Origin of the sequence: Kosakonia sp. ML.JS2a, from assembly GCF_025642095.1 — a bacterium.
GTDB lineage: Bacteria > Pseudomonadota > Gammaproteobacteria > Enterobacterales > Enterobacteriaceae.
Map to the genome: position 1 here is coordinate 4,606,785 of NZ_CP106754.1, position 23,435 is coordinate 4,630,219.

A 23,435-nucleotide genomic window follows, 5' to 3' on the forward strand; every position below is an offset into this window, starting at 1 on the left:
AACCGCCCGCACGGTTCACTGACTCCCCCACTTTTCGCAAAACACTTCAATGTGCTCATCCTGAAAGTCAGCCAGTCGTTCGATGATGGTATCGAGCGGCCAGTCCCACCAGGCGATTTGCTGCAACTGACGGGCAATCTGTGGGGAAAATCGCAAACGGATGGTTTTCGCCGGTACACCGCCGACAATGGTGTACGGCGCGACATCTTTGCTCACCACCGCACCCGCGGCAATAACGGCCCCATCCCCCACGGTAACACCGGGCAACACAATCGCCGCATGGCCGATCCACACATCGTTGCCAATGATGACGCTGTCGCCGCGACGGCGGGCAAAAAAGTCATGATCGCGCGTGGCGCTGGCGGAGTAGTATTCCGGGCAATAGGTAATGCGGTGCTGTGAGGGGCGTTCCATCGGGTGATTCGGCGCGCCAATACGTACGTTATTGGCAATTGCCGTGAATTTACCGATCTCCGCGTCGGCAACAGTGCAGTACTCCCCCAGGTAAGAGAAATCCCCCAGCGAGCTGTACTCCATCAGGCTATTGGCGAGCACTTCGCACTGTTGGCCGATCCTGCATTCGCGCAGGCGAACAGTCGGATCGATCCAGGTTTCTGCTAATTTTACGAGCTTCATCACTTATTCCCCTCATCACAGATAGCGCTACTGTATGAGAAATCTGTGTAGGGAAAATGACGGGAAGTGGCGGGTAAATAAAGCCGCAGCAAAGCGGCTTTATGTTGTTGAGAGATAAGCGTTACTGCGGGTTGTCCTGCATCCAGCTCCGCTTAGGATGCGGAACATAATCCCGTACCTGCTGCTCAAGCCCGGCGCTGTGATACATGTCGATGCATTTCATCAGGTTCAGTTTTACGTCGTTCCCCTGATGGGAGTGATATTCACGGGCCAGATATTTATCAACCAACTCGCCCATCTTACCCGCACCTTTTTCCGCATCGTATTCGCTCCAGTTGTCCAGACCACTGGTGCTGGCAGCGGCATCTTTACTGGCTCCCGGTTCACTGGCATACGCTTTTGCGACACAAAGAGCTAACGCAGCGTCTTTATAATTTTGCGCATAAGTACGGCTCGCAGCATCAGGGCGTTGTGCGTCAGCGGCAACAGCGCTGAACGACAGTACCGTCAGCAGCGCAACAAACAGTTTTTTCATGGTAAGGCCCAGAAGTTGGCATGCTCAGTTTTATTATTTACGCCGGGTTCATTGAAATTACAGTGATCGTAGCACTGAGCACCATGCCGGAATTGAGTTTCTTAATGGAAAAGGACTTCGATTAAGAATCGACTTAATTGAAGTTAGCGCTACGGAATGAAAGACCTGTGCAGGGGAAACGACACCTTATGATTGGCAGCGCCTATATATTTACACGCCACAAATACAATTATTGCCGCATAAATTGTAAGTCTATAAGATATGCCGCCAGGACAACACTGTATGATTAAATGGAATAGTCATGACCAAAACAAAAGGGCTTTTACTCCTGGTAGTACTCGTTATTGTCGTTAACGTTATTTTCTTCTTTGCCGCTGATGACAAGAAAACAAAACAAGAAACATCGAATACAGACGCATCACAAGCACGGACAACAGCCGCCGTTGATGCGCCCCATCAAGGTTACCATCGTCATCAGGCAGGTTACGGGCTGAGCCTTGAACTGCCAGAAACATGGGTATTGATGTCAGCAGAACAAACCAAAGAGCTTGAAAAAGTCAGCGAGTCTGTAACCGGTATCTCCCGGGATGATAAAGCTATTTCGCTTTCCGCCAATGCAAACAAAGACGGCAAATTAAACACTGCGACGGTAAGAGTGGTTTTCACGGATAAGTCGTTTGGAAAAGATGACTTACTTCACCTCACCCGCAGTAATATCGACGATGTTTGCGAAGTGATCTCGTCGTCATTAACGCCTTCACTGGAGAAGATCAACAGCACGCTCACCAGCGCTGTCACCTGCTCATTATCCACTGTGAATAACACGCCCGCATTTCTTGCTGAATTTCATCGCAAAGGTATCCTGGACAATGACGACTGGGAGGTGAAGAGCTACCAGCTCCCGCTTGCGGAAAAAACGGCTGTACTGACCGTTACCTATAACGTCACGAGCCAGGCCAGCAAAAATGAAATCGATACGGTATTACACAGTGTGAAATTTAACTGACAGATACTGAGCGTATTCAGTTTGCTACGATAGCGGTCAACGTACAGCAATATTGACCGCTATCGGCAGGTTACGCTAAGACTCACGCCATTCTTTCAACGCAGCGATATCTTTTGGCGTGGTCCGGCAGCATCCGCCGATAAGCTTCGCGCCCGCCTCCAGCCATTGCGGTAAATAACCTGCCAGAGTCTCGCTCGCGTCACCGTGGCTGCACCACGTTTTTGTCACGGCATCGTAGTGCTCGCCAGAGTTGGGATAAACCACCAGCGGCAGCGCGGTCAGGCTTTGCAGGTGTTTCAACGCCGGGGTGGTCTCTTTCAGCGCAATACAGTTGATGCCCAGCGCCACAATCTGCGGATACGCCGCCAGCACGCTAACCACTTCGCGCAGTGGTGTACCGTCACTTAAATGCTCGCTGTCGCGCAGGGTAAACGAGAACCAGGCGCGGGCGCGGGGGTACTCGCTCAGCAAATCCGCCAGCGCTTTGCTTTCGGCAAAAGACGGCAGCGTTTCGCACGCCAGCAGATCGGCGCCTGCATCCAGTAGCGCCTGCACCCTCGGGCGATGAAAGGCGATAAACTCCTCATGGCTGCGCACATAGTCACCACGGTATTCCGAACCATCCGCCAGATACGCGCCATAAGGCCCCACGGAACCGGCCACCAGCAACGTGCCCGCGTTGTTTTTTTCAGCGAGGAACGCCTCGCGCGCCTTACGCGCCAGCTCTACGCTCTTACCAATCAGCGCCAGCGACTGCGCCTCATCCAGCCCACGGGCAGCAAAGCCGGCGGGTGTGGCCTGGTAGCTGGCGGTAATCGCCACCTGCGCCCCGGCACGAAAATAATCGAGATGCACTTCGCGGATCAGCGCCGGGTTTTCCATCAGCACTTTGGCGGACCACAGGCTATCGGCGAGGTTGCATCCGCGCGCTTCCAGCTCCGTTGCCATGGCCCCATCCAGCACGATAAACGGCTGTTTTTCGAGGATGTGGCTCAGCGGATTATTCTGCGACATGTTCAGGCTCCTGCGTTTTCAGGGTTCGGGTCAGATAGTACGCACCATAACACAGAGCGACAAACGGCAACCCGCAATAGAGGGCGATTCTCTGGCTGGGATCAAACGCCAGCCCGATGCAGGCGACCAGGCACAGCACAAAACCGAGCACCGGCACCAGCGGATACCAGGGTGCGCGGTACTGCAAGTCACTCAGCGGTTTTCCGGCCTGAAGATGGCGACGGCGGAACATAAAATGCGCGGCGCAGATGCTGATCCACACCGCCACCACCGCAAAGCCGGAGATCGCCGACAGCGCAACGAACACCGTGTCGGGTGCGACGACGCTGGAGAAGAGTGCCAGCACACCCCCGAGCATCGACACGGACAATGCCGTCAGCGGAACACCGTTTTTCGTGACGCGGGCAAAGCAACGCGGCAGCGTGTTTTCATTCGACAGCGACCAGAGCATACGACCGGAAGCATACAACCCCGAGTTCGCCGCCGAGAGGATCGCCGTCAGGATAACGAAATTGAAGATGTCCGCCGCATACGGGATGCCCACCTTTTCGAACACCAGCACGAACGGGCTTTTCTCTACCCCGGCCTGCTGCATCGGGATCAGCGCCGCCAGCACGCACACGGTACCAATAAAGAAAATCACCAGCCGCGCAATGGTGCTGCGGATGGCAACCGGGATCGCTTTATGCGGGTTTTCCGTTTCCCCCGCCGCAATGCCAATCAGTTCCGTGCCGGAGAAAGCAAAGTTAACGGCGACCATGGTCATCAGGATCGGCAGCGCGCCGTGCGGCAACCACCCTTCCACCGTAATGTTCGATAACCCCGGCGCCGGAGAGCCATCCTGCATGGGGATAAAGCCAAAGATCGCCGCGCCGCCCAGCACAATAAAGACGATGATGGTGATCACTTTCACCAGCGAGAACCAGAACTCGCCTTCGGCAAAAAAGCGGGTGGAAATCACATTCAGGCCAAAAATGACCGCACAGAACACCACGCACCATACCCATACCGGCACGTGCGGGAACCAGTACTGCATGCAGAACCCGGCGGCGGTAAAGCTGGAGCCGAGCGCCACCGTCCAGGTCAGCCAGTAGAGCCACGCGACGGTGTAGCCGGTCGCCGGGCCAAGGTAACGGCTGGCATAAACGTGAAACGCGCCGGTTTCCGGCATGGCAACAGAGAGTTCGCCCAGACACTGCATCACCAGCCAGACCACCAGTGCGCCAATCAGGTAGGCGAGCAGCGTTCCCGCCGCCCCGGTGGTCGAAATGATATAACCGGTGTTGAAAAACAGCCCGGTACCAATCACGCCGCCGAGCGACAGCATGATCAGATGCCGGGTTTTCATCGTCCGCTTAAGCTGCACTTTTTCTGGTTCCTGTTGAGCCTGCATATTACCCTTCTAAACGTGTAGACATCTAAACATCCATAGATATTTGTTATATCGTGATTAGTGGAAAAAAGCCAGATGAATGATTGGATAGCAACAAAAAAGGAGGACGATTTTTCATTGATTAACACGCCTGAATGTTAAACATTCATTTATCACTGATATATAACCTCACCATAAAAATCTGAAAAATCCTGCATTGAATACAGGTTAATTTACTTACTGCGTCGCTTAAGTAAAAATAAACCGATTCTCTGCACAAGGATATGTGAGGTAATTAATTTGAGCACTCGTAAAGAAATATTAGATCCTTCCAAATATTGGTCTGAATCGGGTATTAAAAAAGGGCTTTTATACTCTGAAGTCCTGGGCTGGTTGGATATGGGGCACGCCCGTGGCAATGACATTAAAAAATTGATGGACAGTTTTGCCATAGGTGAAGCAAGTGGCAACGACTATTATGACGTTCGGTATGAACAGACAATGGCGATCGACCGATTCAGTACCGGACGCTTTAAAATGTGGCGAATAAAACGCGGAAGAAATATTGAAGAGCGCCGAAGTATAGCGCTGTCTATGATGATGAGTACGGCGGTGGCATTTGAGAACTGGCAATCAATGCCATGGTTCAGTTGGTACACCGACAGCGGTTTCAGCGCTGAGGATCTTGTGTCAGATCTATTCGGGTTTTATAAGTTTATGTTTCCACGCATTTATTGGCATGATCTCCGGATAGCCAGCAAAGAATCGGCGTTGCGTAGATGGGACTATTACGGGCCAATCGGTAGCCACAAAAATAAGGGCTTTTTGCCCCTTTTATTCCCGGATCCGGGCGATAAATTTACATGCCAGAGAGCCCCTTTTAAAGGACAACTGCCCAAATTTATGACTATGGTTACACCTTACAAATCAGCACCTGATGATGTTATCGCTCACCCACTCAACAAAATTGCTGGCATACTAGCTGCGATTGAGTAACTGGACGATGAAAATAATGAAAAGAACCGCGGCAGTACTTCTGGTTATCATCACTGGCTTTATATTGATTGACTGCAGTATGCAGAAAGTCGCTGAGCGTCATGAAGGCTATACCCGATCAAATCTCTGGGCATACTATCTCTATACAGATCGTGAGATACGTAATGCCCCGAAGCTTACAGAAAATTACCACTTCTCCTTCAGGGCTCAGGAGGGTACGCAACCGAATGACAGCAGCATCATTTACGAACCCAATGCCAGCATCGCAGCACTCAGAGATTATCTCTCTGCTTTGGGGTATATCAGAGTGAAGCAAGAGGGGCCAGCAGAACAGTGGGAGCACGATGGAGAACCTTCGCCCTACTTCGTCATTTTCAGAGATCCGGAGAACTATACCCTGACTCTCACCCGTTCGAGTTTTAAGTAGGGAATGAAATAAATCATTCCTTGCCAAAATCCCAGCGCCACTCCGTAACAGGACGCCGTTATATTTCCCACTTTGATCGGAGTGTGGCGCTGTTTTAGTTTTTGACATCCCCGAGGATAACTATTTTCTCCGGATTATACGCACTGTAACGGATAGTGACTTTTTTTCCAGCCCGATATGCATCCGCATTAAAATTTTTGGCGACAATATCTTTTTTCGCATTAATGTCCATCCCATTAGCCATAAACCGAATGGTTAAATGCAATGAAAGACACCCTTCCACATTTTGGTTTTTATCTTGATCCTCCTATGCTCAAACTATAGGGCAGGATCATCTACCGGGGCGAGGTCAGTCCAAGATATAATTAATTTATGCACTGAATTATCGCCCTCACAGCCAAGAAAAGCCATCTTATCGATACTCATATTAATGCAAAGACCAGTTTAATTCCCGGCTGTTATCTATGGCTATGGTCTTAATCGCCAATTCCGGTTCATGCATTCCCTGTAACCTGAAGCCGTAGTGGGAAAGCAATCCGGCCTGTGCTGGATAAATTAATTGCAAATGAGGAACTTCATAGCGCCCTGCATACGCATAAAGCTGATAGATGTCGCTGTTGGAAACACCAAGCTTGCGGTCGTTTTCATTCAATAACTTCCATTTAGTGTCCGCTATCAGTTGTGGTACCTCGTTATCATCAACGAAAGCGATATCCGGTATAAGCTGGAATTGCGGGGAATCTCCTTCACGGATCGCCAGATACCTGCGTGGCCCCTGGGTACGAAGATGCCAGCCCTGCTGATGAGCCCAGGGTTTTAATTTTTCAGCAACCCATGCTTCAAACAGGCGATTCATATCAAATAACAGCGAAAACAATGGAGTGCTACCCGCCAGGACATCCGGTTTAATTGCGGCAATAAACAATCGACATTGTTCAAGAACAGGCTGAAACCTTTGATTAATACGATCGCTTGCCAAAGAGTTAAATGATCGCAAAGTAATGGGTACATCCCGAATGCCATCAAAATGCATCAATAATTCGCTCAACTGCTTCCTTGTTTTGCTGGAACGTGTCCACGGCATCAGTAATCGCAAGGTAAAGCGGAGTATCTGATTCAATAATATGTCTTCACTGAACTCGTCGAAACGACAATAGACCCGCTCTTTATGTACTACGTTGTGCCGGATATGTTGTGGGATAGCCAGGCAGCCACGGATTACTGCAAGGTTTTCTTCTTGCTCTACATAACTGCGTAATTTGCCTTGAATAATTTGCGCATGAAGATCCTGACAAAAGTGCTGGATAAAAATATCCAGCAGGCTCATACGCTGAGTGTTGATACCCGCCAAAGCCCCTTTATGTGTACATATCAACCGTGCAGTCTGAAGCATCTGTATTAACGCTGACCGGCAAGATTCTGGCTGAGCCTCTTTACCATGGATTTTAGGCAGGATTTCAAGTGTTAGTTCATCCAACTGGATCACGCCACAGAACTGGGCAAAACAAACTGACTGATGTCCCCAGCTAAAGGCACCAGCAGGAAGCGTCGATGACAATTTCTCCAGTAAACGAGCATGATGAATGCCCAGCGCACGCTGGGCATTCACTCTTTCGGCAATAACGGGCAGTGAATCATGTTCAATAACAGACAATATTTCTGCCACGACTTAATCCTCATAGATTTTGCGAATTGAGTCGGGGGTAATATCTTGTGCGGATGACACCCTATATTCAACGACCTCTTCAAAATCATCATGAGTAAAACCGAACACGTCGATACTCGTCAGTCTGACATGGCCAATCAGGGGGGCCTCTACCAACTTTCCGGCAGCGTCGATATCCCGGAATACAAGCTGAATTTTGTGCCAGTCCTCATAAAAATATTCCTGTAGCAACGGAATAAACTGATTCAGGAAGACCGCTTTTAACTGAGTGAGGTTCGTTACCGAACAAAGATAAGCATGGCCCAGCATAAGATCCCGGCTGAGAAGGAAACGTATGCGCTTATTCATTGCATCCAGCAGCTTGCGCAGACTAATTTGACGGCCATCGTCATCAACAATATTTCCTGCACCATCCGTACCCGCGATTTTGGTACTGTCTGGCATGAGTTCTTTAAAACGAAAGCGACGGCGTAAAGCCGTATCCAGAAGAGCAATTGAACGGTCTGCTGTGTTCATGGTGCCATAAATATCCAGATTCGCAGGCACACCGAAAGGCTTCCGGGAATAAGGTAAGGTAATACGCATACCTTTATCACTATTGATGCGCTTATCGGATTCAATCAGGGTAATCAACTCACCAAATATCTTCGCTACGTTGCCACGGTTAATTTCATCGATAAAAATAGCATAGCGATGACCGGGGTCCGCTTCGGCTCGTTGGCAGATACGGCGGAATACACCATCTTGCGGCGAATAGCTTAATTCTCTGCTCTCTTCGTCAAGCTCAGGACGAATACCTTCGACAAAGTCTTCGTAGCTGTACGCCTGATGAAAGGTGACGAATTCGTAGCGGCTGATGGTTTTATTATTTCCAGGCTGTTTTCTTAATGATGAAACCAACGCAACCAGGTCAGCACATTCTTCCCGGGCCTCAGCAAGAAGAAACCATGTGCTATCGCTTCGCTTATCAAAAAGGTAAGGCGCTGTTCGGCGTTCAAACTTTACGGTTTCTGAATCAACAGCAGCATGATGTTGCAGAGTTGACCACATTGTTTGATGTAGATTTGTAGTTCTTCCGAGCGCAGTGGCTTTGGTTTTTACAAACTCATGTTCACGGATAGCGGAAACTTTCGCACTGCCATTTAAATCTTCAAGCGCCATGAAAATGACATCGCACCAGGATTTATCGGCGAGCTGTTCAGTTAACCACAACTCACGAGTCAGTGTCTGGGCCTCACTGGTATATTTAGTTTTCAACGCGTTCAACTCGTAGGTTTTACCCGTTCCTGGAGGACCAAAAAGAATTACATTCAGCGGTTCATCAATCTCTAACGGTTTGCTTACTTCATCAACGGGGGCTTTTTCGGCTGTGGTCGTAACGGGTTGTACGCTTTTCTGCCAGAGGTCTGATAACGGTGGGACATAGAAGTCGAGATGTTGACTATTCTGTTTCACTTCTTGTTCACGACGGATTTCTAACAGGGCTCTGTCCATCGCTACAGCAGAGAGCTCACCCTTCAGTTGCGGTTTCAACTCACGAATAATAATTCGCCGATCGTTGCTGCTGAATACGCGTTCAAAATCATCCGGGAACAGCAAAAACATCAGCATATGGCGGAACTGGCGGGTGGCGTTCTCCGGAATAACACTTAACCATTCCGCAAAAGTAAAACCATCCTCCAAACGTGCTTCCCGTTCAGCCGGTGACAGAGCTAACAGTGCTTTGAGGACATTGGTAAGATAAGCGAACTCGCGTGCACGAAAGGTATTAAAAGCAGTACCGGCACTGCCGACGCCAGATAGTACAGCATTCCGAAGCATGGGTTGTTCGGTATTTAACGACTCTCCGGAAAGCGCCCAGATTTCGATAATCTGTTCACGTTTGGTTCTTGCGCTGTTATTACTGGGGCACAGAAAAAGCAACCAAAGCATCTCCGCTGTGAGCTGCTTTGCTTCTGCTGAGACGCTGGCTAGCTGTTCCTTAAGACGATGCATAAAGTTGCCTTCCAGCTCCAGTTGGCTGTTTACAACATCACGCTCAATCTCTGTTAAATACTGGCTGTTCCAGAGTTTTTTATCACTAAAAAGTGAACCGCCATCAATAAGGCAATGTTTCCGCCATTCGCTAGCAGCGCTCAAAATTAGTTCTGATTTGTCTTCACCTGTGTAGCGGCTCATCCTTGTTATCCTTTTATACAAATTAAACAAGCTATAAAAGCTAACTTATCCGATAAGAACCATTATCCATCCTGGATTTGTCAGCCCCTGCGTCTCTTTTGAATAACATTCTAATACTCTTCTGCTAGCTTCGCTGTGCTCTTTACCTAAAGCAGTCTGCAGTTTGGTATGACAGTTATGCAGTCACTCGTTTGCCAGATCGCGGAACAGGCGGACATGTCATTTACGGAACATATGACCGAGGTCAAAAAGGCCTCCTTGGTAATCAGCGTGTATGGCCAAAATCAGTGAGCCACCAAAGTTAAATTTTGAAGAGAATTAATAAAAAATATTAAAATCAAAAACTTAAATATAAAACATTACCCTTTTCTGGTATGTGATACCTAAGCTATTAGCGCTAGCAATACGTTGCTGATTAAGAGTGCCCTTATCAAAAGGAATTTGTTGCTTGTGCTCGTACGTTCTGGCGGTATGATTTTCCGCAACTCATTTTGTTGCACCTGTATTCGCAGGCTTTTGACAGGACAGTGTCCCTTCTGCGACAGGTGCTCACACTAAAGCTTTTTTGGAATCATTATGTCTAACAATAACTTCTCTCAAACGGCTGCGTTTATCTGGTCGGTGGCTGATCTGCTGCGCGGTGATTTTAAACAGTCTCAGTACGGGCGAGTGATCCTTCCCTTTACACTGCTGCGTCGCCTCGAGTGTGTGTTAGCGGATACTAAAGAAGCGGTTGTAGCGAAATACGATGAATTAAAAACCAGCCCACTGCCGGAAGATGCCAAGGAGAAATATTTGTTGCGTGCCAGCAAGCTTTCCTTCTTCAATACCTCGAAGATGGATCTTGGCAAGATGGGGCAGAACGACATCAAAGCCAACCTGGAAAGCTACGTGCAGGCGTTTTCAAAGGATGCACGTGAAATCTTCGAGCACTTCAAATTCAGTGAGTTTGTCGGCCTGCTGGAAGATGCCAACCTGTTGTTTAAAGTAGTGAAGAAATTCGCAACCACCGACCTGAGCCCGAAAGCGATTTCCAACTATGAAATGGGCCTCGTGTTTGAAGAGCTTATCCGCCGCTTTGCGGAAAGTTCTAACGAGACCGCTGGTGAGCACTTCACCCCACGCGATATCGTGCGCCTGACCACTTCGCTGGTGTTTATGGAAGATGATGAAGCCCTGACACAGGACGGTATCATCCGCACCATTTATGACCCGACGGCCGGGACGGGCGGCTTCCTCTCTTCAGGCATGGAATATGTGCACGAGCTGAACCCTAACGCGGTTATGCGCGCTTTTGGTCAGGAGCTGAATCCGGAATCCTACGCTATCTGTAAAGCCGACATGCTGATCAAAGGTCAGGACGTCAGTCGTATTAAGCTGGGTAACACCCTTTCTAACGACCAGCTACCGCAGGATCAATTCGACTACATGCTGTCCAACCCACCGTTTGGTGTGGACTGGAAGAAGATTGAGGGTGAGATTAACGACGAGCACACGCAGAAAGGATTTAACGGTCGATTTGGCCCGGGCCTGCCGCGTGTTTCCGACGGTTCGCTGCTGTTCCTGCTGCACCTGATCAGCAAAATGCGCGACACCCACAATGTGGATGGCAGCGTCAATAACGGTGGACGTATCGGGATTATCCTTAACGGTTCCCCACTGTTTACCGGTGGTGCGGGCAGCGGTGAGAGTGAAATCCGTCGCTACATTCTGGAAGCCGATTTGCTGGAAGGCATCGTCGCGCTGCCAACAGATATGTTCTACAACACCGGCATTGCCACCTACGTCTGGATCCTCTCCAACAAGAAAGCGCCTGAGCGTAAAGGCAAAGTACAGCTGATTGATGGCACCAACCTGTGTGGCAAAATGCGTAAATCACTGGGTTCCAAGCGTAACCTGATGGGCGAAGACGATATCAAACTGATCACGCAGACCTTCGGTGATTTTGAGGTGGTGGATGCCACAACTCTGGAAGAACTGGGTCTGGAAAAAGTCGCTGAGCAAAAATCCAACCGTGGTCGTCAGTCTGCCACCGCCAAAACCGAAGCGCCGAAAACTTTCGCCAGCAAAATCTTTAACAGCACCGACTTTGGCTATCGCCGCTTAACTATTGAGCGTCCGCTGCGTTTATCCGCTCAGGTGACGGATGAAGCGATTGCGACTCTGCGCTTTGCGCCGAGGCCGTTTAGCGCGCCGATGGAACGCCTGTATGAAGAGTTCGCGGCTCAATGGCAGAAAGACAACTACGGTGATTTCTCCGAACTGGAAGCAGAAGCGCGCGCCATCATCAAAGCTGAATTTGCTGAACTGAAAGAGAAGCATATTAAAGACTTGCTCGACAGCAAACTGTGGCTGGAGCAGTGCGGGTTGATGGAAAAAGCGCAGCAGATTCAGACGGCTTTGGCTACGCAGGCGGGTGGTAAAACGCTGGTAAGCAATGACTTCAATCAGTTCCAACTGACCCTGAAAGGGGCCATCAAAACCGCTGGCGTGAAGCTGGATGCGAAAGAGAATAAGCAGTTTATTGATGCCATCACCACGAAAAACCCGGATGCCGAGCCGGTGGTGAAGAAAGTGCTGAAAGAAGCCGCTCAGCCGCTGTACGGTGCGTTTGAATACAAGGGCAAAGTGGTCGAGTTTGAGCAGGACGGCGAGCTGCGCGATAACGAAAACGTGCCGCTGAACCCGGCTGTGTCTACCAGCGATCTGATTGAAAACTACTTCAAAGCAGAAGTGCTGCCGCATGTGAATGACGCGTGGATCAACGCCGATAAGCGTGATGCGAAAGATGGTGAGGTGGGAATTGTCGGTTACGAGATTCCATTTAACCGTCATTTCTACGTCTATCAGCCGCCGCGCCCGCTGGAAGAGATCGATGCCGATTTGGATGCGGTCAGTGCCGAGATTATGAAGCTGCTGCAGGAGGTACATTCCTGATGGCTAAGTATAAGGCGTATCCGGAATATAAGGATTCTGGGGTTGAGTCTTTAGACACTATCCCTAAGATGTGGTCTATAAAAAAACTTAAATATATTTTTGAAATTAAGAAAAGAATTGCAGGCAAGATAGGCTATGATGTCCTATCTGTAACCCAAAAAGGGATAAGGATAAAAGATACTGAAAGTGGTGAAGGCCAACTTTCTATGGATTACTCAAAATATCAAATGGTATATCCAGGTGAGTTTGCAATGAACCATATGGATTTATTAACAGGTTATGTTGATATTTCAATCTATGATGGTGTAACTAGTCCAGACTATCGTGTCTTTGCTGTGCGAGACAAACATAGTTTTTATAGCCGCTACTATCTTTATTTACTGCAAGACGGTTATAAACAGCGTCGCTTCTTCCATCTTGGACAAGGAAGTGCTCATTTAGGTCGGTGGCGTTTGCCTACTGAAGCTTTCAATGAAATTGTCTACCCATGCCCCTCGCTGAAAGAACAAAACCAAATCGCTTCTTTCCTCGATCACGAAACCGCAAAAATCGATGACCTGATCGAGAAGCATCAGCAACTGATTGAACTACTGAAAGAAAAACGTCAGGCAGTGATTAGCCATGCCGTCACAAAAGGGCTAAAACCTGATGTGCCGATGAAAGATTCAGGTGTTGAGTGGTTGGGGGAAGTACCTGCACATTGGTTAATCAAAAAATTAAAATATCTTTGCTCAATTCAAACTGGCAGCAAAGATACAGTTAATGCTATTGAATGCGGATTATATCCATTCTTCGTTCGCTCACAAACCATTGAAAGGATAAATTCTGTTGGAGCAGATTGTGAGGCTGTACTAACCGCAGGAGATGGAGCTGGTGTTGGTAAAGTTTACCATTATTACAATGGTAAATTTGATTTTCATCAACGTGTTTATATGTTGAACAATTTCAAGGCAATTAAAGGGCGGTTTGTTTATTACTATTTGTCTTCTAATTTTTATAAAGTAGCATTGGAAGGTAATGCAAAGTCAACCGTTGATTCTCTCAGATTACCACAGTTTTTAAATTTTGAATTTTCTTTCCCAAGTATCAAAGAACAAGAGAATATCATTTATTTTCTCGAACTCGAAACTACAAAAATAGATTCTTTGGTCGAGAAACAACAACAACAAATTGAACTCCTCCAGGAACGCCGTACCGCCCTAATATCCGCCGCCATCACCGGAAAAATCGACGTCCGCGATTGGGTCTCCCCTGACGCACAGGACATTGAGGAGCCACAGGAGGCCACCGCATGAGCATGGACAGCACCAAAGAGCTGATTTTCCAGAATGAGATGATTGCTCAGATGGAAACAAAAGGCTGGATTTGTGGCAAAACGGAAGGCTACGACCGCGAACGTGCGCTGTACTCGCAGGATGTGTTGGCCTTCGTGCAAACCACGCAGCCGCAGGAGTGGGAGAAGTTTGCCAAAATTTATCCTACCGATACCGAGCGTCATTTCCTCGATGCGCTGGTGGCTCAGCTAAAAAAGGCGGATATTAACGCCACCGATGTGTTGTCTCGCACTTACGGTACGCTCGGCGTGCTGCGTCACGGCATCAAAAGCCATAACGCGCGTTTTTCCCTGTGCCAGTTCAAGCCGGAACATAACCTCAATCCGGAAACCCTGACGCGCTACAAACAGAATATCTGCCGCATCGTGCCGGAGCTGGTTTACAGCCCGCATGCGTCGAACGCCGCATTTGAAGAAACGGGCGTTAAGGCGAAGAAATGGCGTATCGACCTGGTATTATTCGTCAATGGCCTGCCGATTGCGACCCTCGAACTGAAGTCTGAATTTAAGCAGGCGGTGCAAAACGCCATTACACAATATAAGAAAACGCGTTTGCCAAAGGACCCAGGCACCAATAAACCCGAGCCGCTGCTGACCTTTAAACGCGGCGCGCTGGTGCACTTCGCTGTCAGCCAGTACGAAGTATTTATGGCGACCAAACTCGACGGCGATAAAACCTTCTTTCTGCCGTTTAACAAAGGCACCCATGACGGCGGCGCGGGGAACGACATCCCGGAAGATGCCAACGACTACGCCACCCGCTACCTGTGGAATGAGGTGCTGCTGCCGGACAATCTGCTGAAAATTCTGGCGAGTTTTGTACATCTGCAAATCGTCGAAAAAGAAAACGCCATTGGCCTGAAGTACAAAAGCGAGAGCCTGATTTTCCCGCGCTATCACCAGTGGGACGTGGTGAACAAACTGATCACCGCCGCCACGGTGGAAGGGACTGGCAATAAATACCTGATTCAGCACAGTGCGGGGTCGGGCAAATCGAACTCTATCGCCTGGACGGCCCATCAGCTTTCCCGCCTGTATGATGAAAATGGCGAGAAGCAGTTCCACTCGGTGATTGTGGTGACGGACCGTACCGTGCTCGACGATCAACTGCAGGACACCATCTATCAGTTTGAACATCAGGATGGCGTGGTCGGGCGTATCAATAACAAAGAAGGCGACGGTTCAAAATCGGAGAAGCTGGCCAGCGCGCTTGAAAACTCGCAGCCGATTATTATCGTCACCATTCAGACCTTCCCGTTTGTCCTGAAGGCGATTGAAAACAGCGTCAGCCTCAAGCAGCGTAAATATGCGGTGATTGCCGATGAAGCGCACTCCTCACAGAGCGGCTCTACGGCACGTCAGCTGAAAGAAGTGCTGATGACCGAAGAAACGGATGACGACGTGGAGATGTCTTCAGAAGATATTCTGGATGCCACCGTCGCCGCGCGTAAAGGCAGCAACAACCTCAACTATTACGCCTTTACCGCCACGCCGAAAGCTAAAACACTGGAGCTCTTTGGCCGTCGTCCTAATCCGCAGGAACCGGCTTCAAAAACGAACAAACCGGAAGCGTTCCACGTTTACTCCATGCGTCAGGCCATCGAAGAGGGCTTTATTCTTGATGTGCTGAAGAACTACACCAACTACAAAGTGGCGTATAAGCTGCTGCAAAAGCTGGACGATCCTGACCGGGAAGTGGACAGCAAAAAAGCCAAGATCAAACTCAACCAGTGGGTATCGCTGCACGATCATAACGTGTCGCAGAAGGTGAAGGTGATTGTTGAGCACTTCCGCAAGCATGTGATGCACTTACTGTCCGGCCAGGCCAAAGCGATGGTGGTGACCAGTTCGCGTAAAGCGGCGGTGCGCTATAAGCTGGCATTCGATAAATACATTGCAGAGCAAAAGTACGACAGGATCAGCGCGATGGTGGCGTTCTCCGGGGAAGTGGAATTCCATGAAGATGACCACAACAGCCTTGCGCTGCTTAACCAGAAGTTCACCGAGATCAATATGAACCCAGGTCTGAAAGGCAGGGATATGCGCAAAGCGTTCGATACCGACGACTACCAAGTGATGCTGGTAGCCAACAAGTTCCAGACTGGTTTTGACCAGCCCAAGCTGTGCGCCATGTACGTGGATAAAAAGCTGGGCGGCGTGGAATGTGTACAGACACTGTCGCGCCTGAACCGTACCTATCCCGGGAAGGCGCAATCCGGAACCTTTGTGCTCGATTTCTACAACGAACCCGACGAGATTTTGGGCGCTTTCCAGCCGTACTACCAGACAGCAGAACTGACTGATGTCAGCGATCCACAGTTGGTCTTTGAGCTTTATGAAAAGCTGCGCACCAGCGGTATTTTCCTGTGGAACGAAGTAGAGCAGTTCTGCGAAGCCTTCTTTACAAAAAATAAATCCAACGCGGCCATTAGCAATATCTGCAAACCTGCGGTGGAGCGCTGGAAGCATCGCTACACCTCGGCGATTGATGCGTATGTGCTGGCCAAAGAGATGTTTGAACGCACCAAAAAAACCGGTGATGTTGTGCTGATTACCAATGCGGAAAACACTTTTAAGGACTGCGAGAAAGAAAAAAGTAAGCTGGATATCTTCAAGAAAGATCTCGGCAGCTTTGTTCGCTTTTACGAGTTTATGTCGCAAATCGTCGATTACGATGACAAGGATTTAGAAAAACTAAGCCTGTTTGCCCGTCACCTGCGTCCGTTGCTGCATGAGCAGCGTATCGAAGAAGACGAGATTGATTTAAGCAACGTGGAGATGAGCCATTACCGCCTGTCGAAGCTCCACGAACAGCATCTGAAGCTGCAGGAAGATGCTGAAGATTACAAAATAAAGCCGGGTAATGATGTCGGTACGGCGAAGCCAAAGGACAAGAAAGAAGAGTTTCTGTCGAATATCCTGGCTCGTCTTAACGAGCTGTTCGTTACCGATAATCTCACCGATAAAGACATGATCAACTACGCCTTCGCGGTGCGTGACAAGCTGTCAGAAAACCAGGCGGTGATGACCCAGATTGCGAACAATACGCGCGAACAGGCAATGCTGGGAGATTTCCCGAAAGCCATTGATGATGCCGTAATGGACAGCAACGACGCTCAACAGGATATGATGATGCAGTACCTCTCCAACCCTGAACTGGCGAAAGGCTTTGCCCGCGTAGTATTCGATCTGTTGAAAGGGATTTGAAATCTGGGGCCGCTGGCCCCATGAATCGCCACGGTTTTACCAAACAAGAAAGTGATCTAAAACGAATCACACAGAGCTAAAAACGAGGCAAGCCGCATAGCCCCAGATTCCAGACAAAAAAAAGCCACCCGGAGGTAGCTTATTTTTGCATCACTTGGTGCCGAAGGCCGGACTCGAACCGGCACGTATTTCTACGGTTGATTTTGAATCAACTGCGTCTACCGATTTCGCCACTTCGGCACTGAAGGGGATGCGGAAACGTGTTGGATTATACCTGTCACACGCAGCCATGCAAGCAGCGCCACGCGTAAGTCATATCAAGTGCTGAAATTTTCAGCGTTGATGCTCTTTCTCCCCCTCTTCTACCCTTCCTTCAACAAATTCACAAAATCTATCTTTTCCTGGTTTACATCACTGTGCATTTGTTATGTGATCCCGTTATATATCCCCTTAATGCACCGTCAGGAAAACCGATGCGTTTTTACCAGGTCGATCCAACGCTGGAAAACTACTGGCGCGGGGTGATCCTCTTTGGGAACAATTTCGCGACCTACAAATTCGCGCTGGCGCATGCGCTGTATGATATCGACCGCAGCAACACCTTTATTTCGTTACAGGATTTAGCGCTTCCCTTTAGCCAGCATATTTGCGCGCATCTTAAACAGGCTCCCAAACAGATCCTCAACACCACCAACCCTGGCCCACTTATTACCGCCTGCCTGAACTTTAATAACGGTGAAATCACACAGGATGAACTGGTGCAAGTAACGGTAAAGAAAGGCTTTAACGTGGTGTTAAAGGCATTCCACAATGTCAGCGGCGGCCCCATTGAGAAGCAGTTTTTTATTGATGAACAGCGGGAAAGCAAAGGCATCCTCCTGACTGATGACTTTTACCGTTTGACGCAAACAGAGCAGTTTCATAACCTGGTTCATGAGACCGACGCCCGCTGGTCGCTGGTGGAAAAGGCCTGGCAAATGAATCTGCCGCCGCAGTTACTGGATGTGCATTACGATGCCGGGCAGCAAACGCTGTTTACTCAACTCAAACACGCACGAATCACTCTGACCAGTTGCCGGAACAGCCTGAATGGCTATCAAAAAGGGCACTGTTTTTACTGCAATGCGCCAATAAGCCTCGACGCAGGCCATCCTCTGCTGGCAGATGTCGATCACTTTATCCCATTGGTGGCGAACAACGTGATGCCAGGTGTGAACCTCAATGGCGTCTGGAACCTGGTACTGGCCTGCCAGAGTTGTAACCGGGGCGAGCAGGGGAAATTTGCCCGCGTGCCGGAACTGCACCTGCTTGCACGTTTACACGCTCGTAATGAGTACTTTATTAACAGCCGGTTGCCGCTGCATGAAGCCATTATCAATCAAACCGGCAAGAGCGAACCGAAACGCAGGACATTTTTAAACGATCGCTGGAATGCTGCATTGGCCAGCCGTCTGCAAACCTGGGCTCCATTACGCTACGAACAGCGAGTTCTCTGATGACGCTAAATTATTACCAGAACAATGCGCAAACCTTTTTCGACGGCACGGTGAATGTCGATATGACTTCGCTATACGCCGACTTTATCCGCCATTTGCCGCAGCATGCGTTGGTGCTGGATGCGGGGTGTGGCTCCGGTCGCGATGCGCTGGCTTTTTATCAGCAGGGCTACCGGGTAGAGGCGTTTGATGCATCACCCGAGCTGGTCGTGCTGGCTCGCCAGCATACAAACTTACCGGTTAAGCATATGACCTTCACGGAGTTGGACGCCGTACAAAAATATGAGGGCATCTGGTGCTGCGCTTCGCTATTGCATGTGCCCTATGCCGAATTGCCGGGTGTCATGGATAAGCTGGCGAATGCACTGAAACCCGACGGTATCTGGTATCTCTCGTTTAAATATGGCGACGGTGAGCGTGAGCAGACTGGCCGTCGTTTTAGCGATATGAATGAATCACGCCTCGCGGGGCTGATTGCGGCATTGCCAGATATCGCCGCAGAAGCCGTGTGGACGACGCAAGATAAGCGGCCCGATCGCCACGAAATCTGGCTGAATGCGCTGCTAAAGAAACGCTAAACCGCTTTCAAAAACAGCACCCGCTCCGCTTCACGTCGCCGGGTCAGCCCGGCCAGTACTTTGCCGCCCGCTTTGTTCCAGCGCGGAAACTGATCGGCGGCCTGAGCATACTCTCCCTGGTTCAGCAGCTTGAGCAGCGTGGACGTCTGCAAATTCCCGGCGCCGAGGTTAAAGGTAAAGGCCACCAGCGCATCAAACTGGTTCTGATTTAAATCCACTGTCACCAGCCGGTGAATACTGCGTTCAGTGATCCCCAGATCGTCGCGCAGCAACTCGTCGGCCTCCGCCTCAGTCAACGCGCGGGGGAAACTCTCGTTCGGCAGGATCAAATGACCATATCCGATGGTCCATTTACCCACAGCATCCCGGTATTTCTCAAGCCTGAGCCCTTCAAAAGACTTGATTAAAGCCACTCCGGCATCGCCGGTGCTTTGCGGTTGTTCAGCCATTTTTCGTTGCTCCTGTAGGGTGTGTACGGCATCTCTTTGAGGATGGTACGGACACATTCTGTTGCACAGCCGACAGGCCGAAATAGTCCTATGGAAAATCCGAAAAAGCGTGCAGTGGCGGTGCGTCAGCGGGCATCGCTTTGGCGAAACGGGCTATCTGCACGCGCGCAGGCTGCCACGGGATCGCCAGATGCCCTACACTTCATGCGTCCCCCTCTAACTCGAAGGAATCCGTGATGAGCATCATTAAAAGTTATGCCGCGCCACACGCCGGCGCTGCGCTGGAGCTACAGGAATACGACGCAGGCCCGCTGGCGGCGGAAGATGTGGAAGTGCAGGTGGATTATTGCGGGATCTGCCATTCCGATTTGTCGATGATCGACAACGAATGGGGCTTCTCCCAATACCCGCTGGTCGCCGGGCATGAAGTGATCGGCCGGGTCGTGGAACTGGGCAGCGCTGCGCAAAACAAAGGTTTAAAAGTCGGTCAGCGCGTGGGTATCGGCTGGACGGCCAGAAGCTGCGGGCACTGCGATGCCTGTATCAACGGCGATCACATCAACTGTAAAGAAGGCGCAGTGCCGACGATCCTCAATCGCGGCGGCTTTGCCGATAAGCTCCGCGCCGACTGGCAATGGGTGATCCCCCTGCCGGACAGCATTGATATCGAAACCGCCGGGCCGCTGCTGTGCGGTGGCATCACCGTGTTCAAACCACTACTGATGCATCACATCACCGCCACCAGCCGCGTCGGGGTGATCGGCATTGGCGGTCTGGGGCATATCGCCATCAAACTGCTGCACGCTATGGGCTGCGAGGTGACCGCGTTCAGCTCTAACCCGTCGAAAGAAGCGGAAGTGCGCATTATGGGTGCGGATAATGTGGTCAACAGCCGCGATCCGGACGCGCTGAAAGCGCTGGCGGGCCAGTTTGATCTGATCATCAACACCGTCAATGTGGATCTGAACTGGCAACCTTACTTTGAAGCATTGACCCACGGCGGGCATTTTCACACCGTTGGCGCGGTGCTGAAGCCGCTGGAAGTCCCGGCGTTTACCCTGATCGCGGGCGATCGCAGCGTCTCCGGTTCTGCCACCGGTACACCCTTTGAGTTGCGTAAGCTGATGAAGTTTGCCGGGCGCGCCAAAGTGGCGCCGACCACCGAACTGTTCCCGATGTCGCAAATTAATGACGCCTTGCAGCACGTGCGTGACGGCAAAGCCCGTTATCGCGTGGTATTAAAAGCAGATTTTTAACAGAGTAACAAGGCCGGATACGCTCGCGTTATCCGGCACATGGCCCGGTGGTGTTCACGCTTACCGGGCCTGTAACGCCATCCGGATGGGTTATTACGCGATGGCGGCAAACACTTCAGCAATCGCGACCGCTCCCGGATCGCTCACGCCGTCGAGATTTTCACGGTTGACGTACGACGAGCGCCCGGCACCCGCTTTTTGCATGGTGGCAGTGCTGGCTGCGCCGTTTTTCGCAGCAGCAACGGCGGCATCCAGCCCGCTGTCACGCAACGCTTCTAATGCCGGTTGCAGCGCATCGATCAGCGTCCGATCGCCGAGATCCGCCCCGCCATAATGTTTCATCTGCTTCAGACCGAGCAATAATGCATCTGACAACGCTACCCCGTTGTGCACCGCCTGGCCTGCGGCCGTGAAGAAAATCGACATCAGCACGCCGCTGGAGCCGCCCATCACTGTCGCCAGCCGTTCGCCAACCAGTTGCAGCAACTGCGCCGTGTTGTTCAGCGGCAGCGCATCGCTCTCCAGCAGGCGCACGATCTCCCGCGCCCCTTCGGCGAACGTTGAGCCGGTATCGCCGTCTCCGACTTTCGCATCCAGCGCGTTGAGGCGGTTCTCAAGGCCAATCAGCGTCTGCGCCGCGCTGCTGACCAGCGCTCTTACCTGCGGGTTCTCTGACGGTTCACTCTCCAGCCCGGTATAGACGGCGCTATGCGGCTGCGTTTTCATCGGTGCGAACGGTACCGGCTTCTGCCAGCCGACCGTCTGCACCTCGGCGCAAATCGCCTGTTCAAACTCGTCGTTCAGGCGCAGCAGCGACAGTGAAAAACCTTTCATATCCAGCGAGCTGACCAGCGGCGCAGGGCCGATCAGATAGGCAATCTGATCTTTCAGCGCAGAATGAGCCAGCTCTTTGGTCAGCAACGCCATCTCCAGCGCCGACACGCCGCCAAGGTTGTTGATCAACACCGCCACGCGATCGTCGCCCACCGCCGCTTTGAGCGGTTGTACCAGCGTCTCAATCAACGCCTTGCTGTTATGCGTATCGACGACGCTGGCGCCTGGCTCACCGTGAATGCCCAGCCCCAGTTCGACTTTACCGCGCTGAATGCGCCCCTCTTCTTCGCTGTCGCTTCCCGGCAGGTTGCAGGTCTCCATCGCCAGGCCAAGACTGTAGACACTGTCACAAGCCTGGCGGGCGATATCGCGCACTTCGCTGAGCGACTTACCGTGCTCAGCGGCGTAGCCCGCAATCTTATGCACCAGCGCTGTCCCGGCGATGCCGCGCGGCTGTTTATTGTCCGGCAGAGCGATGTCGTCCGCGACAATCACCATCTCCACTTTCAGGCCGTAGCGTTTGGCTTTTTCCGCCGCCAGACCGAAGTTCAGCCGATCGCCAGTGTAGTTCTTCACAATCAGCAGGCAGCCGCGATCGCCGGTGACGGCGACAATCGCGTTCAGTACGGCGTCGACGCTGGGCGAGGCAAACACATCGCCGCAGACGGCGGCCGTCAGCATCCCTTTGCCGACAAACCCGGCATGCGCCGGTTCATGGCCGGAGCCGCCGCCGGAAATCACCGCCACGCGGCTTTTATCCCAGTCGGCGCGGGCGACAATGCGAATGGCAGGATCGATATCAAGTCGGACGAGGTTGCCGTGCGGAGCTGAGATTACCAAACCTTCAATGGCGTCATTGACCAGTTGTTTGCGGTCATTGAAAAAGAATCTGGACATGGTCTTCCACTAATTGGTAAACGGTATGCAAAAGCATAGTCTCTGGTGCGAAGAAGCGCGCAAAGAACAGATTTTACTGAGAAGCACTTACGGTACGGTACGCCCAAAGCTGGTGGTATAACCGCGCAATTGGCGCAGGTGCTCGAGACGATGGCTCTGCCAGAACGCCCCGGCGATCGCCAGGATCAGCAGGCCGCCGTGCACATAGAGCGAAAGGCGTTCATCCAGCAGGATAAAACCGGCGATAGCGGGCGGGAGAAATATAAGGCACTGGAACTCCTGCGCTTTTTCAGCGGTATCAAAGCGGGATAACACGCGGTCTGCCTGTTCCTCTTCTGGCGAGCCAGGCCGGACAGTCCCCACGACGCGTGCCAGCGCATCCGCGCGGCGGGTCAGCCAGCTTACCAGCCCCAACGCCAGCAGCGTGACCAGCACTTCCACTGCCAGCACCACACTGTCGCCAACCAGAGAAGCAAACCACTGCGCGCCAATCACCGCCACCGTAAGAACCGAACTCAGCATCCCGCAGAGAAAAATAGAAGAGAAACGAACAACCGTACGGGTAACCCACTGCAACATGCGCGGCTCCTTGCACCCCAAAAAAAAGAGAGGCCGCAG

Annotated in this window: 18 protein-coding genes and 1 tRNA gene; 9 read left to right on the plus strand and 10 right to left on the minus strand. The window is 51.1% G+C overall.

From position 1 onward, the window contains the following. Window positions 1–15: 15 nt before the first annotated feature. Both N7922_RS21740 and N7922_RS21745 read right to left on the minus strand, forming a co-directional pair. Entirely contained in the window at window positions 16–636 is a 621-nt protein-coding gene (locus N7922_RS21740) for a DapH/DapD/GlmU-related protein (RefSeq protein ID WP_263098231.1), read from the minus strand. A 121-nt stretch (window positions 637–757) separates the two neighbouring features. Continuing rightward, a complete protein-coding gene (locus N7922_RS21745) occupies window positions 758–1,171 on the minus strand; it encodes a type VI secretion system amidase immunity protein Tai4 (protein WP_263098232.1) in 414 nt (137 codons plus the stop codon). A 301-nt stretch (window positions 1,172–1,472) separates the two neighbouring features. Here N7922_RS21745 and N7922_RS21750 point away from each other — a divergent pair, with 301 nt between their 5' ends. Next, window positions 1,473–2,177, plus strand: coding sequence for a hypothetical protein (locus N7922_RS21750; RefSeq protein ID WP_263098233.1), 705 nt, complete (start codon window positions 1,473–1,475; stop codon window positions 2,175–2,177). A 75-nt stretch (window positions 2,178–2,252) separates the two neighbouring features. On the opposite strand, the gene mmuM is transcribed toward N7922_RS21750, so the two are convergent. Both mmuM and mmuP read right to left on the minus strand, forming a co-directional pair. Then, the gene (gene mmuM / locus N7922_RS21755; RefSeq protein ID WP_263098234.1) at window positions 2,253–3,191 is read right to left on the minus strand and encodes a homocysteine S-methyltransferase; all 939 of its coding nucleotides are present in this window, start codon (window positions 3,189–3,191) and stop codon (window positions 2,253–2,255) included. Beyond that, window positions 3,178–4,584: an S-methylmethionine permease gene (gene mmuP, locus N7922_RS21760; protein ID WP_263098235.1), complete on the minus strand. Its 1,407-nt coding sequence runs from the start codon at window positions 4,582–4,584 to the stop codon at window positions 3,178–3,180. The genes mmuM and mmuP overlap by 14 nt, the downstream gene beginning before the upstream one ends. Window positions 4,585–4,863: 279 nt before the next feature. Between mmuP and N7922_RS21765 the strand changes: the two genes are divergently transcribed. Further along, window positions 4,864–5,559 (plus strand): hypothetical protein, encoded by a 696-nt coding sequence (locus N7922_RS21765; protein ID WP_263098236.1) that lies wholly within the window; start codon window positions 4,864–4,866, stop codon window positions 5,557–5,559. 16 nt (window positions 5,560–5,575) lie between these two features. After that, complete coding sequence (locus N7922_RS21770; RefSeq protein ID WP_263098237.1) at window positions 5,576–5,986, plus strand: hypothetical protein; 411 nt, start codon at window positions 5,576–5,578, stop codon at window positions 5,984–5,986. A 427-nt stretch (window positions 5,987–6,413) separates the two neighbouring features. On the opposite strand, the gene N7922_RS21775 is transcribed toward N7922_RS21770, so the two are convergent. Beyond that, entirely contained in the window at window positions 6,414–7,652 is a 1,239-nt protein-coding gene (locus N7922_RS21775) for an McrC family protein (RefSeq protein WP_263098238.1), read from the minus strand. A 3-nt stretch (window positions 7,653–7,655) separates the two neighbouring features. Continuing rightward, on the minus strand, window positions 7,656–9,830 hold the full coding sequence (locus tag N7922_RS21780; protein WP_263098239.1) for an AAA family ATPase: 2,175 nt from the start codon (window positions 9,828–9,830) through the stop codon (window positions 7,656–7,658). 576 nt (window positions 9,831–10,406) lie between these two features. Here N7922_RS21780 and N7922_RS21785 point away from each other — a divergent pair. The 3 genes from N7922_RS21785 to N7922_RS21795 are packed head-to-tail and all read left to right on the plus strand — an operon-like array spanning window position 10,407 to window position 17,307. Next, a complete protein-coding gene (locus tag N7922_RS21785; protein WP_263098240.1) occupies window positions 10,407–12,767 on the plus strand; it encodes a class I SAM-dependent DNA methyltransferase in 2,361 nt (786 codons plus the stop codon). Continuing rightward, window positions 12,767–14,062 carry a restriction endonuclease subunit S gene (locus N7922_RS21790; RefSeq protein WP_263098241.1) on the plus strand — a complete coding sequence of 432 codons (1,296 nt, stop codon included), beginning with the start codon at window positions 12,767–12,769 and terminating at the stop codon, window positions 14,060–14,062. The genes N7922_RS21785 and N7922_RS21790 overlap by 1 nt, the downstream gene beginning before the upstream one ends. Next, window positions 14,059–17,307 carry a type I restriction endonuclease subunit R gene (locus tag N7922_RS21795; RefSeq protein ID WP_263098242.1) on the plus strand — a complete coding sequence of 1,083 codons (3,249 nt, stop codon included), beginning with the start codon at window positions 14,059–14,061 and terminating at the stop codon, window positions 17,305–17,307. The genes N7922_RS21790 and N7922_RS21795 overlap by 4 nt, the downstream gene beginning before the upstream one ends. A gap of 155 nt (window positions 17,308–17,462) precedes the next feature. Here the strand turns inward: N7922_RS21795 and N7922_RS21800 are convergent. After that, a tRNA-Leu gene (locus N7922_RS21800) sits at window positions 17,463–17,547 on the minus strand. A gap of 233 nt (window positions 17,548–17,780) precedes the next feature. Between N7922_RS21800 and N7922_RS21805 the strand changes: the two genes are divergently transcribed. Both N7922_RS21805 and N7922_RS21810 read left to right on the plus strand, forming a co-directional pair. Further along, window positions 17,781–18,803 (plus strand): HNH endonuclease domain-containing protein, encoded by a 1,023-nt coding sequence (locus N7922_RS21805; protein ID WP_263098243.1) that lies wholly within the window; start codon window positions 17,781–17,783, stop codon window positions 18,801–18,803. Then, a complete protein-coding gene (locus tag N7922_RS21810) occupies window positions 18,803–19,381 on the plus strand; it encodes a class I SAM-dependent methyltransferase (protein ID WP_263098244.1) in 579 nt (192 codons plus the stop codon). Before N7922_RS21805 ends, N7922_RS21810 begins: the two co-directional genes overlap by 1 nt. On the opposite strand, the gene N7922_RS21815 is transcribed toward N7922_RS21810, so the two are convergent. Beyond that, complete coding sequence (locus N7922_RS21815; RefSeq protein ID WP_263098245.1) at window positions 19,378–19,830, minus strand: lysozyme; 453 nt, start codon at window positions 19,828–19,830, stop codon at window positions 19,378–19,380. The two genes, N7922_RS21810 and N7922_RS21815, sit on opposite strands and share 4 nt — an antisense overlap. Before the next feature lie 236 nt (window positions 19,831–20,066). On the opposite strand from N7922_RS21815, the gene ahr reads away from it, so the two are divergent. Further along, window positions 20,067–21,086, plus strand: a complete 1,020-nt coding sequence (ahr, locus tag N7922_RS21820; RefSeq protein WP_263098246.1) for an NADPH-dependent aldehyde reductase Ahr — start codon at window positions 20,067–20,069, stop codon at window positions 21,084–21,086. A 93-nt stretch (window positions 21,087–21,179) separates the two neighbouring features. On the opposite strand, the gene N7922_RS21825 is transcribed toward ahr, so the two are convergent. Both N7922_RS21825 and N7922_RS21830 read right to left on the minus strand, forming a co-directional pair. Beyond that, on the minus strand, window positions 21,180–22,817 hold the full coding sequence (locus tag N7922_RS21825) for a dihydroxyacetone kinase subunit DhaK (protein ID WP_263098247.1): 1,638 nt from the start codon (window positions 22,815–22,817) through the stop codon (window positions 21,180–21,182). Between the two features lie 87 nt (window positions 22,818–22,904). Beyond that, the gene (locus tag N7922_RS21830) at window positions 22,905–23,396 is read right to left on the minus strand and encodes a hypothetical protein (RefSeq protein WP_263098248.1); all 492 of its coding nucleotides are present in this window, start codon (window positions 23,394–23,396) and stop codon (window positions 22,905–22,907) included. Window positions 23,397–23,435: the final 39 nt, after the last annotated feature.